Source organism: Actinomyces sp. 2119 (assembly GCF_003591215.1).
GTDB classification, from domain to species: domain Bacteria; phylum Actinomycetota; class Actinomycetes; order Actinomycetales; family Actinomycetaceae; genus Actinomyces; species Actinomyces lilanjuaniae.
Genome location: NZ_QYRR01000002.1, coordinates 183,264 through 198,448 on the forward strand (window position 1 = coordinate 183,264; position 15,185 = coordinate 198,448).

Sequence of the window (15,185 nt, forward strand, 5' to 3'; positions counted from 1 at the left end):
TGGTCAGTGGCCTCGACCGTCTGCCACGAGCCCCTGTGCCCCGGGTAGGGCTGACGGCTCCCGGGCCGCCCGGTGGAGCACTACCTCACACTGGAGGCTTCCTGCACCACGCCACGGGTGCACGAGATTGCCGCCCCTGGCCCAAGTGGACACAATGTGCCCGTGCGCGTCTACAACTTCTCCGCCGGTCCCGCCCAGCTGCCTCTGCCCGTGCTGGAGCGTGCCGCCTCCGAGCTGACCGACTGGTCCGGGTCGGGGATGTCCGTCCTGGAGGTCTCCCACCGTGGCAAGGACTTCGTGGCATGCGCTGCTGACGCCGAGGCCACCCTGCGCCGTGTCATGGGCGTGCCCGAGGACTACCGGGTCCTCTTCCTCCAGGGTGGGGCCACAGCCCAGTTCGCGGGTATCCCCCTTAACCTCACCGCACCCGGTGACACGGTTGCCTACCTCAACACCGGCCAGTGGTCAGCCAAGGCTGTCGAGCAGGCCCGCGCCTACGACCTGGACGTCGTCGTCGTCGCGGACGAGGCCGCCTCCTCCTACACCACCACCCCGGAGGAGGGCTCCTTCTCCGTCCCCCAGGACGCCCGCTACCTGCACTACACCCCCAACGAGACCATTGGCGGCGTCGAGTTCGGCTACGTCCCTGACGCGGGCGACGTCGCCCTGGTGGCCGACGCCTCCTCCACCATCCTGTCCCGTCCCCTGGACGTCAGCCGCTACGGGCTCATCTACGCCGGGGCGCAGAAGAACATGGGCCCCTCCGGGCTGTGCGTGGTCATCGTTCGTGAGGACCTCCTGGGGCGCGCTCGCACCACGACCCCCGTTGTCCTGGACTACACCAGGATGTCCGCCGCCGACTCCATGCTCAACACCCCGCCCACCTTTGCCGTCTACCTCCTGGGGCTCATCGCTCACTGGCTGGAGGATAACGGTGGCCTGGAAGCCATGGGCGAGCGCAACCGTGCCAAGGCCGAGCTGCTCTACGGTGCCGTCGACGCCTCAGACTTCTATACCAACCCTGTCCAGGAGCGCTCCCGGTCCTGGATGAACGTTCCCTTCACTCTGGCTGACCCGGCTCTGGACGCCGACTTCCTCCTCGGCGCCCAGGCTGCGGGCCTGACCAATCTCAAGGGCCACCGCTCCGTGGGAGGGATGCGGGCCTCCATCTACAATGCCATGCCCATTGAGGGCGTCCAGGCGCTGGTGGACTACATGACCGACTTCGAGGCGACCAGGGCTTGAGCCCAGGGCCAGGGCCAGACCTGGGGTCAGGCCTGCCAGACACAGGGAAGAGACTGCACAGATGACTGACAAGACCTACCGTATCCAGACACTCAACGGCATCTCCGGGGCTGGCCTGTCGCGCTTCCCCGACGAGCTCTACGAGGTCGGTGGTGGTGTGGAGGAGCCCCACGCCCTGCTGGTGCGCTCGGCCTCCCTTCACGACACCCCCATCGGAGACTCCGTCATGGCGGTGGCCCGCGCCGGGGCCGGAACCAACAATATTCCGGTGGCGGCGCTGACCGAGCGGGGCGTGCCGGTGTTCAACACTCCCGGAGCCAACGCCAATGCCGTCAAGGAGCTGGTGCTGGCAGGGCTGTTCATCGCCTCGCGTCACCTCATCCCCGCCGCCCGCTTCGCCCACGAGCTGTCGGGCGACGACGCGCAGATCGCCAAGGCGGTCGAGGCGGGAAAGAAGCAGTTCGTGGGCTTTGAGCTGCCCGGACGCACCCTGGGTATCATCGGCCTGGGGGCGATCGGGGTCCAGGTCGCCAACGCGGCACTAGGGCTGGGGCTGAGTGTCGTCGGTTTCGACCCGGGGATCTCGGTGGAGCACGCCTGGCACCTGAGCGCGGAGGTGGAGCGGGCTGACTCGATCGAGGAGGTGTTCCGGCGCGCCGACATCCTCACGGTGCACGTCCCCCTCATTCCCGCCACCCGGGGCCTGGTGAGCACCCAGCGTCTGGCTCTCATGAAGGACACTGCCGTGCTGCTCAACTTCGCCCGGGCGGAGATCGTCGACACCGACGCTGTCGTCACTGCCCTGGACGAGGACCAGCTGGGCGGATACGTGTGTGACTTCCCCTCCACGGCCGTCCACAAGCATCCCAAGTGCATCTCCCTGCCGCACCTGGGCGCCTCCACCAAGGAGGCGGAGCGCAACTGCGCCATCATGGCGGCGGAGTCCCTACGCGGCTTCCTGGAGGACGGTCAGGTCCACAACGCCGTCAACTTCCCTGAGGCTGTCATGGCCCGCGCGGAGGGTACCCACCGCCTGGTCATCGTCAACCGAAACGTCCCTAACATGGTGGGGCAGGTCTCCACGATCGTGGCTCAGCACGGGCAGAACATCGCCAACCTGCTCAACAAGTCCCGCGACGACCTGGCGGTGACCCTGGTTGATATCGAGGGTGAGCGCCTCCCCGAGGTCCTTGCCGAGGTGCGCGCGATCGACGGGGTGCTGTCGGCACGCTGCATCTGAGCGTGGTACCGCGATACCACGTGCTATGCAGGGCACACGCCCGGGTATTGGCCAGGCCTTAGCCGGGCAGCCGCGACCTCAGTCCTGCGGGCTGCGCCCCTGGGTCGTGTCCTGGCGCCTCAGGCTCCTGCCTGCGGCCAGCAGCCGACGCTGGAGCCTGTACACCTCGCCGTCGGCGGTGCCGTCAGGACGGGGGCCGCGTGGGTCGCCGTAGGCGCGCCCCAGGCCGCGCTCGTCCCAGGCGGTCCACCCCGGGTCCCCGGTGGTGATGAACCGTACCCAGTCGCCGTGCACAGCGTCAGCCAGTGACTGCGGCGGTCTGCCCTGCAGGGTGTGGTCGCAGTAGGGGTGGGCCAGGCAGTCGAAGGCGAAGGGCACCTCGAAGCAGTGGGTGGACCAGCCGGTGGCGGGCGACTCCCAGGCGAAGCGGCTGATCCACGTACCTGCGTTGCTGTCATGGGTGCTGCGGTGACAGCGGCGGGCCTCGGCCCAGGCCACCAGCGGCAGGTGGAACATGGCGTCAGACAAGACGTTGCCGAGAAGCAGGTGCTGCCTGTCCGTGTGCTCGGGGTGCCCGGCCACGTAGTCGCGCGCCAGCCCGGCGTCCAGCCCCGCTTCGGTCAGCACCTCTGCGGCACTGCGCCCCTCCATCTCATCAGCCAGCTCCGACGTCGCGGTGAGGAACTCGTGCGTCGTGCTGATGGCCAGGAGCGGGACCGCGGCACTGTGGCCCCGGGCGATCGCCTCGTGCACGCCCAGAGACAGGACGTCACCGTCCACAGTGGGGCCGTAGGTGATGGTGGTGTCCTCGCCGGGCACCAGGGCGGCTCGGACCCTGTGGGCCAGCGGCGGCGCGTGCGTCGCGGCCAGCTCGGTGCGATGGGCCTCAAAGTCCATGGTGGTGGCGAAGAGCTGGTCGTAGTCCAGGGTGTGCCACCCCTCCAGGGTGGGGGTGACCCCGGCAAGCTCAGCCATCTGCCGGGCCGTGTCCCGAGCCCAGTCGGCAGGGATGTCAGTGACAGCCGCCGACTCGATGATGCCGCGGCAGAACAGGCCCTCAGCCCGGGGTGCTGTCATCAGGGTGAGCACGTTGCCCCCGCCAGCACTCTGCCCTCCGACGGTGACGTTGGTGGGGTCGCCACCAAAGGCGGCGATGTTGTCGCGTACCCACTCCAGGGCAAGGACCTGGTCGAGTACACCGCGGTTGAGCGGGGCGTCGGACCCGTCCACCCAGCCGTAGCCGTCAAAGCCGAGCCGGTAGGACGGGACGACAGTCACCACGCCGTCGCGGTTGAAGGCGGCGCCGTCGTACCAGGGGCTGGCCTGGCACCCGGAGGACCAGCCGCCGCCGTGGATCCACACGTAGACCGGCAGCCCGGCTTTCGCCTGCCCGGGCACCGGGGTGAAGACGTTGAGGTTGAGCATGTCCTCGCCGGGGACGGAGGGCTCTGGAATGGCGGGGTCCTCAAAGACCGAGCCCCGTTGCGGCGTCGGCCCGGGAAGGAGGGCCGCGCGCTCCTCCTGCCAGCGGGCGCGCGGGACGGGCGCCATGAAGCGAAACCGACCTACCGGTGCCTCGGCGTAGGGGATGTTGTAGAACGCGGCGGAGCGTCCGTAGCCAGTCAGCTGTCTGGTGAGGTCGGGGGCGCGGCAGACAGGTGTGGTAGCAGGAGCGTCAGCCAGGGTGCCGGGCGGGACGATGGTACGCCACCGGCCGCGCACCGGACCGCACGGCGCCCGGACCAGGGGTCCGCTCCCCGCAACAGGGACGGCGATCGGGGTGGAGGATACGTGCTCGGCGGAGAGCGTGGTGTCAGTCGTGGTTCTATCGCTCATACCTTTATTGTCCCGTCATCTGCTCCGCCGCGCAGAGGGTGTGCCGTGGCCTGCTGGACCTGAGTCCCTGAGCCGGGAACCATAGCGCCCATGCAGCTGACGACCGACCTCAAGGGCCTTGCCTCCGTCCGGGCGTTCCGGACCCTGCTGGTAGTCCGGCTGCTGTCCCAGACCGGGGACGGGATGGTCCAGGTGGGGCTGGCCACCCTCTTCTTCTTCCAGGCCCACAGCATGGCCACAGCCAGCGGGGTCGCCACCGCCTTGGTGGTCATGCTCCTGCCCTTCAGCGTCGTGGGTCCCTTGACTGGTCCCCTCATCGACCGGTGGCGGCGGCGCCAGACCCTCCTGTACGGCAACCTGGCCCGGGCAGGCCTGATCGCTGCTACCGCTGTCGTCCTGCGGGTTCTTGGTAGGGGGCCGCTCCTCTACGTGCTCGTACTTGTGGCCCTGGGTACGAGCAGGTTCCTGCTCAGCGTGCTCAGTGCCGGGCTGCCTCAGGTCGTGGCTCGCGAGCGTCTCCTGGTGGCCAACTCCGTCGTACCCACCCTGGGTGGGGCGGCCACCGCGCTGGGTGCCGTCATCGGGGTGCTGCTGCGGCTCCTACTCCCCGAGGGCAGTCCGCAGGAGACGGCCAGCCTGGTGACGGCGGTCCTTCTCTACTGCGGCGCTGCCCTGGTGGTGACCCGGTTGCGGCCTGACCAGCTGGGGCCTGACGGCCGGGAGGGCAACGGGGGTACCGGTCTGGGCGCCGGGCTCGTGGCTGCTGCGGCTGACCTGGTCGACGCTGTGGTCTACCTGGTGCGTCGCGGCACCCCGGGTCTGGCGCTGACCACGATGGCGCTGCACCGGTTTGTCTACGGCATGGAGGTCGTCACCGTCATCCTGGTGGCGCGCAACCTGCTAGCTGCCCCCCAGGACGCCGACCGGGGCCTGGCGTTGTTCGGTGTCCTCATGGGGGCGATGGTGGCGGGTCACGGGGTGGCCGTGGTCCTGACTCCTCTTGCCCATGAACGGGTCTCGCCGTCAGCATGGGTGGTGGCCTGCCTGGTGGGGGGCAGTGCGGGCCAGCTGGTACTTGTAGCGACCTACGACCAGTACTGGATGACCGGAGGTCTCCTCGTGTTCGGTACAGGTGTGCAGGGAGCCAAGATTGCTGTGGACACGATAGTCCAGAGCGACACGGCCGACTTCTACCGGGGTCGTGCCTTCAGCATCTACGACGTCCTGTTCAACACTGCTGAGTGCGTGGCGGCAGGAGCTGCGGTCCTGGTGCTTCCTGGTACCGGCTGGTCGGTACCGGTGCAGGCAGCGCTGGTCGTGCTCGTGTGGGTGGTTGCGGCTGCCTACTGGTGGTTGGTGCGTGCCCTGGGCGGGGTGCCCAGGGCGGTGGCGGCAGAGGCCGAGACCGGGTCGCGGCAGCAGCGGGCGGAGCCGCTGGGCGGCTCCGCAGCGCGCTGAAGAGCGTACTGCTCAGGGTGGAGGGTAGGCTGCGAGCGATAGTACTGGATGTCGGTCAGGCCCCTTCGTGCGCGGTCGTCCAGCTACGCTGCCACATCCTGGGAGCCTGTGCGTGAGGAGTCTGCGTGGCCAATGACATGGTGGCAGGGGCCGTTGAGAAGGTTCTCGACGCGGTCGCCAACGGAATCTTCGTGGAGGACGAGCCGCTTCCCGCCGAGGCCGAGCTGGCCCGGTTCCTTCGGGTCTCGCGGCCAACAATGCGTGAGGCGGTGAGGAACCTCTCTATGGGCGGGGTCCTCAATGTGGTGCACGGGAGGGGCACGTTTCTCCTGCCGCGGTTCCGGTGGCGCGAGCTGCGCTACCTCATGTACGTGGCCGCGCACGAGGGGCGTGTGCTGGAGGTGGAGCTCGACGTCCTGGGGGTTCAGGAGATGCTGGAGGTCGGTGCCGTCCGGCTGGCTGCTGCTCACCGCGCGGACAGTCATCTGGCGGAGATGTCGCGGTGCGTGGAGGAGTACGAGGTGGCCGCGAGAACCGACGACGTCCAGGCGGTGGTCGGGCTGGACAACGCCTTTCACGACGCCGTTCTCAGCGCTGCCGGCAACCAGTTCGTCCCCGCTGCGGTGCACCCCTACCGTGACGCCCTGCTCGGTGCCAGGTTCAGAGCCGCAGAGGCTCAGGGCGTGCGGACGCGTGTGGCTGAGCAGCACCGTGCTATCCAGGAGGCGGTCGCTGTCGGCGACGCCGCCCGGGCCGCTGAGCTGATGCGTGAGCACATGGCGCAGACGCGGGCCGACATCCTGGCAGCACGTGACCGCCAGGGCGGGGAGCTGTCTGACGGCCTCTGAGGACCTATGGGCAGCCAGGGAGGGGCCGCGCCGATCCCAGGTCAGGTTGTGAGGAGCCCTAGGACCTGAGCGGTGAGAGGCATCTGACAATGCTCAGTGCTCTGAGGTGGTTTATGCTCGCTTGGATTGTCGAGACGTACAAGGCTGTGCGGGAGCACGGCTCTCACGCGCTCCCGCCCATGCCAGAGAGCAGGAGCCATGTCAGCAACAACCGCATCTATCAGTCCTTCCGCCGTCGAGGCGGTGGGGATCCCGCAGCCCCGGGAGGCCAGCCAGACGGAGGGCGCCGCAGTCAGCACGGCTGACGTGGAGGCCGTGGTAACCACGGTGACTGTGGTGCTGGCGCTGCTGGCGGTGCTGGGGATGTTCATCATCTTTGCTGCGGCCGCAGGATCCCTGCCTACGGTGCTTGCCTGCGCCTTTGTGTCTGTCGTGATCTGTGTGGCGACTGCCTTTCGACTACTTCACCGCTCCGGAATGTGATAGTCGCCATATTTGCGCATCTGTGAATAGGCGCGCCGCAGGGGGAGGGTCTTGCGGAAGAGAGCGAGGAGGACGGCTGCGTCGGTGGCCGTCCTCCTTGACGTTTCTGGCCACCGCCAGGACCGACGCTGGAGAGACGGCCAGGAGAACCCTCTCAGGGGCGGCTGCCAGGTAAGGGGGCGCCTACGGTTCTTGACAGGTCGGGCCGGAGGTGGGGGCAGTGGTCGGTCCCTGAGGTCGTGGTTGGGGCCGGAGCGGGTCAGGGCCGGGGTTGCCAAGGTTCGCGGTCGGTGGTGTAATGGATGTACAAGACCTCAGAGCACTGAGTTCTTAGGTATCCAGTGCGGGTGAGTTGCTCGCCGTGGATCCGCAGTGTGGGTGTGCTACGGCGTCATCCCGCTGCAAGCCCCGGGCTGTCCAGGACCCCAGCAGCCCGGAACCTGAGAGCCCAGGTGCCGATACGCAAACCGTCGAACCTCCTGAGAGCGCGGAACAATGAAGATCCTCGCCGTCAACGTCAACACCACCTCCTCCATGACCGACAGCATCTGCCAGGCTGCCGCCGCAGTGGCCCGCAGCGGCACGAACGTCGTGGGCCTGACCCCCGCCGTTGGCGCGGACTCCGTAGAGGGGGGCTTTGAGTCCTATCTTGCTGCCGCTGCCGTCATGGACGCGGTGGTCACCTACCAGGGCGGTGCTGACGCTGTGATCCTGGTCGGCTTCGGTGACCACGGCAAGGAGGGCCTCATGGAGCTCTTAGAGGTGCCGGTTGTTGACATCACTGAGGCGGCCGTGCACACAGCGATGCTGCTGGGCCGCCGCTTCTCGGTGGTCACCACCCTGGACCGCACCGTCCCCCACATTGAGGACCGCCTCCTGTGCTTCGGCCTGCTGAGCCACTGCACCTCCGTACGGGCGACCGGTCTTGGCGTGCTGGAGCTCGAGGACACCACCCGGGCGCGGGAGGCAATTGCCCACCAGGCCCGCCTGGCTGTGGAGCAGGACCTCGCCGAGGTCGTCGTCCTGGGCTGTGGCGGTATGGCGGGACTGGATGCCGTGCTCGCCGAGGAGCTGGGAGTCCCGGTGGTCGAGGGGGTGGCTGCTGCGGTCAAGACCGCGGAGCTCCTGGTGGACCTGGGGCTGCGTACCTCCAAGGTCCGCACCTATGCCGAGCCTCGTCCCAAGCGGCTCAGTGGCTGGCCCCTGTCCGCTGAGGTCGTGGAGGTCACCTGACCGCGCGCACCCGGTCGGGCAACGGCGCCTGAAGCGGGTGGAGTGGAGCTCACAAGACTGAAAGGACGCTGCGGTGGAACACGACACACTAGTCGGGCACCCGACCGAGTCGACCGCGTCGGTCGATCCCCGCCTGATCAATGACGACCTGGCGCCGGCCAGGAGCCGGGACTGGGGATTCTTCTCCCTCTTCGCCATGTGGATGTCAGACATTCACTCCATCGGTGGCTACACCTTTGCCGCTGGTCTCTTCGCCCTGGGCATCGGTGCCGTCTCCGTGTTCGCCTCGCTGACCGTAGGCATCATCGTGGTCTTCCTCCTCATGAACCTCGTGGGATTTGCTGGGCAGAGGACGGGCCTGTGCTATCCCGTCCTGGCGCGGATCACCTTCGGCACGCTGGGCTCCAACCTGCCCGCACTGCTGCGAGGATTCGTGGCGATCTGCTGGTACGGCATCCAGACCTGGCTAGCCTCTAGGGCCGTCATCGTGCTGGTCGGGGGCATATGGCCCGGTATCACCGAGGTCGGGCAGGCCAGGTTCCTGGGTGAGAGCCTCCTGGGCTGGGCCGCCTTCCTTTTCATGTGGGCACTCCAGCTGCTGCTGCTGCGCAACGGCATGGATACCATCCGCCGGTTCCAGGACTGGGCCGGTCCTGCGGTGTGGGTCGTCATGCTCGTCCTGACCGTCTACATCCTTATGCGTGCGGACTGGCACATCTCGCTCAACCTTGCCACGTCCCCAGCCCGCTGGGGAACTGCTCACGCCGTGGGAGCCGCTGTGGCCCTGACGGTGTCCTACTTCTCCACCCTCCTGCTGAACTTCTGCGACTTCTCCCGGTTCTCTCCGACACGCCGGGCCGTGTGGATGGCGAACCTGTGGGGCCTGCCCGTCAACTTCATCGCCTTCTCCGTGGTCTCTGTACTGGTCACCGCGGGCTCCCTGAGGATCTACGGGGACTACATCTTTGACCCCATCGAGCTCGTCGCGCGGATCGAGCACCCGGTAGCCATCATCCTGGGTGCGGTGACCTTCACGGTGGCGACGCTAGGGATCAACGTGGTGGCGAACTTCGTCTCCCCTGCCTACGACCTGGCCAATGCCTGGCCAGAGAGGATCACCTTTGTCCGGGGAGGTGTCATCTCGGCCTGCATCGCCCTGGTGATCACCCCGTGGAACCTTTACAGCAACCCGGTCATCATCAACGTGTTCCTGGCTGCCCTGGGTGCCGTCCTGGGGCCGCTGTTCGGCATCATCATCGCCGACTACTACATCCTGCGCCGGGAGAAGGTTCAGGTCTCCGAGCTGTTCCGCGCTGACGGCCTCCACTCCTTCACCCGGGGGTGGAACCTCAGGGCGGTGTGGGCCTTCGTCGTCGCCAGCGCTCCCTCGGTAGCCGTGGCGGTGGTACCGACCGACCCCTGCAGGTTCCTCAGCCCCTTCTCCTGGTTCATCGGCGCCGCGCTGGGGCTGAGTGTGCACCTTCTCCTGTCCCGACACGACCCCTATGTGCTGCGTGCGGTCCGCCAGGCGGAGTCCGTGGACCTGGAGGCAGATCGGGACTCTGTCTCCCGCTGACGCGCAGGACAGGTGCCGCCCGAACCTGCTGACGCCCGTCACCAGCCGCGAGGCACCGGCGGCCCCGGACAGTACCGGGCGGCACTGGTGGGTATCCGGGATCACAGAACACACCAGACCACACCCACAGGCCACACAGACAAGACAGACCAGACACGGAGACCCGCCATGGAGACCACCGCCCCTGCCACCCTGCCAGGCACGTCCGCCACGCCGTCGCACCACGACCTGGTCGTCCGCTCCCGCCAGGTCGTCCTGCCGGGGGGCACCCGCCCGGCCGCCGTTGTCGTCGACGGGGAGAGCATCACCGCAGTGACGGGTATCGACGCCCCTGTCAGTGCTGACGCGGAGGTGAGCATACCTGGCACCTGTGTCCTCATGCCCGGCCTGGTGGATACCCACGTCCACGTCAACGAGCCGGGCCGCACCAGCTGGGAGGGCTACGAGAGCGCCACCCGGGCGGCTCTGGCCGCGGGTGTGACGACGATCATCGACATGCCGCTCAACTCCTCTCCTCCTACCACGACAGTGGAGGCGCTGGAGGCCAAAGAGGCGGCCGCCCGCGGCAGGCTCTCAGTGGACGTCGGCCTGTGGGCAGGGGCGGTCCCGGGCGGCACCGCCCAGCTGGCGCCCCTGTGGCAACGCGGGGTCTTTGGCTTCAAGTGCTTCACCTCCTTCTCCGGTATCACCGAGTACGGCCACCTGAGCTACACGGAGCTGGACCGGGTGGCCGCCGAGGTGGCCGAGCTGGGAGCGGTCCTACTCGTCCACGCCGAGGACCCTCAGGTGCTGGCGGCTGCACCCCAGAACGTGGGGCGGGAGTACGCCGACTACCTGGCCTCGCGACCGTCCCAGGCGGAGGTTCAGGCTATCGACCGGGTCCTCCAGGCAGCCCGTGCCACGGGGGCGCGGGTGCATATCCTCCACCTGTCCTCCGCCCGGGCGCTGCCTGCGATCCGCCGGGCCAAGGATGACGGCGTCCCGGTCACCGCGGAGACCTGCCCCCACTACCTGACCTTTGCGGCGCACACGGTGCCTGACGGTGCCACTGAGTACAAGTGCGCCCCGCCGCTGCGGGAGGAGACCAACCGGCAGGCGCTGTGGGAGGGGCTGCTCGACGGCACTATCGACCACGTCGCCTCAGACCACTCTCCCTGCACCGAGGACCTCAAGAACCGGCAGACCGGAGATTTTGCCACGGCGTGGGGCGGTGTCTCCTCCGTGCAGGTGGGGCCCGCGGCCGTGCTGACGGCTGGTGAGGAGCACGGCGTGGGCCCGCAGGACCTTGCCCGCTGGATGGCTACTGCTCCCTGCCAGGCCTTCAGCATCCCGGGCAAGGGTGCCATCGCTGCAGGCTGCGACGCCGACCTGGTGGTGATGGACCCCCGGGAGACCTTCGTCGTCGATGCCCAGCGGCTGGAGCACAGGAACAAGCTCACCCCTTACCACGGGCGGAGGCTGCGCGGGGTGGTGCACCGCACCTTCCTTCGTGGCCGCCTGGTGGACCGCGAGTCCATGGGCGGTCGCGTGATCAGGCGCTGCTGAGCCCTACCGCGCCGATGGCCGAGCGATGTGGGCGGCAGGTAGTTCCAACTCGTGACAGCCCACGGACACAGCCACTACCTCGACAGGAACCCGATAGGGACCAGACAAGGGCCAGACAAGGACCCGACAAGGGCCAGACAAGGAGGACACAATGCCCCAGTACATGCGCTCGATCGAGGAGCTCGTCAGCGCCGTCGACCATGTTGGCAAGAGCTTTGTCTCCATCAACGACATGGCTGACGACCAGCTCTACAACCTCTTCGAGCTGGGACGGGTCCTGGAGCTGTTCAACCGCTCCAGGATCGACCTGCTGCCGGACAAGGTGCTCGCCCTGCTGTTCTTCCAGCCCTCGACCCGGACCCGGATGAGCTTTCAGACCGCCATGCAGCGCCTGGGCGGCCACACGATCGTCGAGGCGAACCCCGGTGTCACCTCCTCGGTGGCCAAGGAGGAGTCCATTGAGGACACCATGCGCTGTATATCCCAGTACGCCAACCTGGTGGTTCTGCGCCACCACGACGAGGACGAGGCCAGGAGAGGGGCGCAGGCCGCGACCTGTCCCGTGATCAACGGTGGCTGGGGCCACTGGGAGCACCCCACTCAGGCGCTCCTGGACCTCTACACCATGTGGCGCCGCTTCGGGCGGGTCGAGGGCCTTCGCGTCGCGGTGGTCTCCCCTGACATGGTGGAGGCCCGCACCGGGCACTCCATGGCCTACGGCCTGGCACGCCTGGGGGCGGAGGTGACGATCTGCTCGGACTCCGACCGCCGCGCCCCTGAGGAGGTCACCAGCCTCATCCGCTCCACCCTCCACGGTGGACTGCGCGAGGAGACTGACTTTGACCAGGACCGCTTCAACGACTTCGTCCGCACCCAGGACCTCATCTACCTGCCCGGGTGCTCCGCTCCGGCGGGAGCCAAGGCGGAGGAGTTCAAGACGCTGATGGACCGCTACCTCGTGCGCTACGAGACATTGGCTGAGGAGGCGGAGAAGGGTCACCAGATCTACGTCACCCACACTCTCCCCCGTCGGGCGGGGGAGATGGACCTGCGTATCGACGACAGCCCCCACCAGCTCTACTTCCGGGCCATCCTCCAGTCCGTGTCGATTCGGATGGCCCTGTTGACCGCGATCCTGGGGCTGTGAGCGTGGGCCTGCTCGGTGAGGGACCGGATGCGTGGCCGCGAACGCGGGAGCCTCCTGCCAGCGTGACCTGTCGTTACGGGGCCGGGGGCTGCCGTGAGCGCCAGGAGCAGCAGGACCAACCACCGAGAAGGCCGGTCAGGAGCAGTGGCCGGGAGCACCACCAACTACGAGAAAGGCAGTCATCATGACAGGGCTTGAGATCACCGTCGGCGGCTTCAGCCTGCGTGCACGTTACGAGGAGGAGGCTGCTCCCCGGACCGTGGCGGCGCTGCGGGACAGGCTTCTGCCGCTGGAGTCCCAGATCATCCACGTGCGCTGGTCCGGGCAGGCAGGGTGGATTCCCTTCGGGGACCTGGACCTGGGGCTGGAGGCCGAGAACGGGACCTGCTATCCGCACCCGGGCGAGATCGTCATCTACCCCGGTGGCGTCTCCGAGACCGAGCTGCTCATCGCCTACGGCTACGTCAGCTTCGCCTCCAAGGCAGGACAGCTGGCTGGGAACCACTTCGCCACCGTCGTCGAGGGTGGGCAGCACCTGCCGGCCCTGGGTGAGAGGCTCCTCTGGGAGGGAGCCCAGGACATCTCGTTACGGGAGGTGTGAGCAGGACCGGCAACGAGGCCTTGGGCCCGTCGCGGGGCTCGGAGGACAGGACCTGGTGCACGCAGCGTCGGACCAAAAGGAGAGAAGTATGCTCAACGACCAGGAGCTGGAGGAGATGCTCCGGGTGGCACGCCAGTGCCGACGTGACATCGTCCTTATGACGCACAAGGCCGGCAGCGGGCACCCGGGAGGGTCGCTGTCAGCCATCGACGTGCTGGTGGTGCTCTACCTGCGGCACATGCGGATCCGCCCCGAGGAGCCGTTGTGGCGCGAGCGGGACATGTTCTTCCTGTCCAAGGGGCACTGCACACCCGCCTACTACGCGGTCATGGCCGCCAGGGGCCTCATTGCCCACGAGGAGCTCATGACCTTCCGGGCCATGCCTACCAGGCTCCAGGGCCACCCCTCCAACACCCACCTGCCCTGGGTCGACTCCTCCTCGGGGTCCCTGGGCCAGGGGCTCTCGGTGGCCAACGGTGCCGCCCTGGCCGCCCGTCACGACGGCGTCACGGCGCGCTACTACGTCATGCTCGGCGACGGGGAGATTCAGGAGGGGCAGGTCTGGGAGGCCGCCATGACGGCGGCGGCGCACCACCTGGACACCGTGTGCGCCGTCCTGGACGCCAACGGGATCCAGCTGGACGGGGCCGTCGAGGGGGTCAAGTCCGTCGGCGACGTCTGCGCGAAGTGGAGGGCCTTCGGCTGGAACGTCATTGAGGTGGACGGCCACGACCTGCGTGCGGTGGACACCGCGCTGGAGACGGCCGCCCAGGCACGGGGGGTGCCCACCATCATCATTGCCCGCACAGTCAAGGGGAAGGGAGTCTCCTTCATGGAGAACACCTCGGCCTTTCACGGGAAGGCACCCAGTGACGAGGAGCTGCGCCAGGCTCTGGAGGAGCTGGAGGAACCGGTATGACACCCGCAGGAACGCAGATGGAGCCCCAGGACAGTGCCCAGGGTCCCCCGGGCGGGCAGCAGGAGGAGCCGCAGGAGCGTGCGCCCCGCAGAGAGCCCCGAGACGGGTACGCGCAGGGTCTGCTGGATGTCGGTAGTCGCCACGAGGAGGTGTTCGTCCTGGACGGCGACTGCTCCAAGGCCAGCTACACCAGCAGGTTCCAGGAGGCCTTTCCCGACCGCTTCCTCAACATCGGAATCGCCGAGTGCGACATCGTGGGAACCGCTGCCGGGCTCTCGCTGCTGGGCAAGGTGCCCTTCGCCAACGCCTACGCCAACTTCCTCACCGGCCGCGGCTTCGACCAGATCCGCGTGAGCGTGGCCTACTCCGGGCGCAACGTCAAGATCGTGGGGCACAACGCGGGCACTAGTGCGGCGCAGGAGGGCGCGACCCACCTGCCCCTGGAGGATGTCAGCCTCATGCGCTCCCTGCCGGAGATGACGGTGGTCTGTCCGTGCGACGCGGTCGAGACGCGCAAGGCCGTGGCTGCAGCCTACGAGCTGGACGGGCCTGTCTACCTGCGGGTCGCCAAGCTGGCGGTGGACGTGGTCACCCGGGAGGACACCCCCTTTGACATCGGCAGGGCTCTGCGCCTGCGCGAGGGCTGCGACGTCACCCTGGTCTCGACAGGCTGCATGCTCAGCGAGGTGCTGGGAGCCGCCCGTCGGCTCCACGCCCAGGGGGTCGAGGCCGAGGTCCTCCACGTCCACACCGTCAAGCCTCTGGACGCCCAGACCCTGCTCGACTCTGTGGAGCGGACCGGGTGCGTGGTCACAGCGGAGGAGCACTCCGTGATCGGTGGCCTGGGCTCTGCCGTTGCCGAGCTGGTGGTGGAGAACCGTCCAGTCCCCATGGAGAGGGTCGGTACCCGTGACGTCTTCGGCCTGTCCGGGACCATGGACGAGCTCTTTGACTACTTCGGCCTGCGGGCTCGGGACATTGCCCAGGCGGCGCTCAGGGCGGTGGGGCGTCGCAGCGGCTAGGACCTGGCACGCCCGGTCGAGACCAGGCGTCC

13 protein-coding genes are annotated in these 15,185 nt (G+C 68.0%); 12 read left to right on the plus strand and 1 reads right to left on the minus strand.

Annotated features, from left to right (window positions below):
* Nucleotides 1–162 precede the first annotated feature (162 nt).
* Both serC and D4740_RS02630 read left to right on the plus strand, forming a co-directional pair.
* A complete protein-coding gene (gene serC, locus D4740_RS02625) occupies nt 163–1,245 on the plus strand; it encodes a 3-phosphoserine/phosphohydroxythreonine transaminase (RefSeq protein WP_119835386.1) in 1,083 nt (360 codons plus the stop codon).
* Between the two features lie 61 nt (nt 1,246–1,306).
* On the plus strand, nt 1,307–2,485 hold the full coding sequence (locus D4740_RS02630) for a phosphoglycerate dehydrogenase (RefSeq protein WP_119835387.1): 1,179 nt from the start codon (nt 1,307–1,309) through the stop codon (nt 2,483–2,485).
* Between the two features lie 78 nt (nt 2,486–2,563).
* Here the strand turns inward: D4740_RS02630 and D4740_RS02635 are convergent, their stop codons facing one another.
* The gene (locus D4740_RS02635) at nt 2,564–4,321 is read right to left on the minus strand and encodes a carboxylesterase/lipase family protein (RefSeq protein WP_119835388.1); all 1,758 of its coding nucleotides are present in this window, start codon (nt 4,319–4,321) and stop codon (nt 2,564–2,566) included.
* Nucleotides 4,322–4,411: 90 nt separating this feature from the next.
* Here D4740_RS02635 and D4740_RS02640 point away from each other — a divergent pair, with 90 nt between their 5' ends.
* The 10 genes from D4740_RS02640 (at nt 4,412) to D4740_RS02685 (ending at nt 15,153) form a co-directional block, all read left to right on the plus strand.
* Nucleotides 4,412–5,779 (plus strand): MFS transporter, encoded by a 1,368-nt coding sequence (locus tag D4740_RS02640; RefSeq protein WP_119835389.1) that lies wholly within the window; start codon nt 4,412–4,414, stop codon nt 5,777–5,779.
* Nucleotides 5,780–5,904: 125 nt separating this feature from the next.
* On the plus strand, nt 5,905–6,627 hold the full coding sequence (locus tag D4740_RS02645; RefSeq protein ID WP_119835390.1) for a FadR/GntR family transcriptional regulator: 723 nt from the start codon (nt 5,905–5,907) through the stop codon (nt 6,625–6,627).
* 198 nt (nt 6,628–6,825) lie between these two features.
* Nucleotides 6,826–7,110: a hypothetical protein gene (locus D4740_RS02650; protein WP_119835391.1), complete on the plus strand. Its 285-nt coding sequence runs from the start codon at nt 6,826–6,828 to the stop codon at nt 7,108–7,110.
* 495 nt (nt 7,111–7,605) lie between these two features.
* Nucleotides 7,606–8,343 (plus strand): aspartate/glutamate racemase family protein, encoded by a 738-nt coding sequence (locus D4740_RS02655; protein WP_119835392.1) that lies wholly within the window; start codon nt 7,606–7,608, stop codon nt 8,341–8,343.
* A 73-nt stretch (nt 8,344–8,416) separates the two neighbouring features.
* On the plus strand, nt 8,417–9,919 hold the full coding sequence (locus D4740_RS02660; RefSeq protein ID WP_119835393.1) for an NCS1 family nucleobase:cation symporter-1: 1,503 nt from the start codon (nt 8,417–8,419) through the stop codon (nt 9,917–9,919).
* Nucleotides 9,920–10,087: 168 nt separating this feature from the next.
* Nucleotides 10,088–11,464: an allantoinase AllB gene (allB, locus tag D4740_RS02665; protein ID WP_119835394.1), complete on the plus strand. Its 1,377-nt coding sequence runs from the start codon at nt 10,088–10,090 to the stop codon at nt 11,462–11,464.
* A gap of 151 nt (nt 11,465–11,615) precedes the next feature.
* Nucleotides 11,616–12,611, plus strand: coding sequence for an aspartate carbamoyltransferase (locus D4740_RS02670; protein WP_119835395.1), 996 nt, complete (start codon nt 11,616–11,618; stop codon nt 12,609–12,611).
* A gap of 184 nt (nt 12,612–12,795) precedes the next feature.
* Nucleotides 12,796–13,212 (plus strand): DUF3830 family protein, encoded by a 417-nt coding sequence (locus D4740_RS02675; protein ID WP_119835396.1) that lies wholly within the window; start codon nt 12,796–12,798, stop codon nt 13,210–13,212.
* An 88-nt stretch (nt 13,213–13,300) separates the two neighbouring features.
* Nucleotides 13,301–14,131 (plus strand): transketolase, encoded by an 831-nt coding sequence (locus D4740_RS02680; protein ID WP_119835397.1) that lies wholly within the window; start codon nt 13,301–13,303, stop codon nt 14,129–14,131.
* Entirely contained in the window at nt 14,128–15,153 is a 1,026-nt protein-coding gene (locus D4740_RS02685; protein WP_243106823.1) for a transketolase family protein, read from the plus strand. The genes D4740_RS02680 and D4740_RS02685 overlap by 4 nt, the downstream gene beginning before the upstream one ends.
* Nucleotides 15,154–15,185 lie beyond the last annotated feature (32 nt).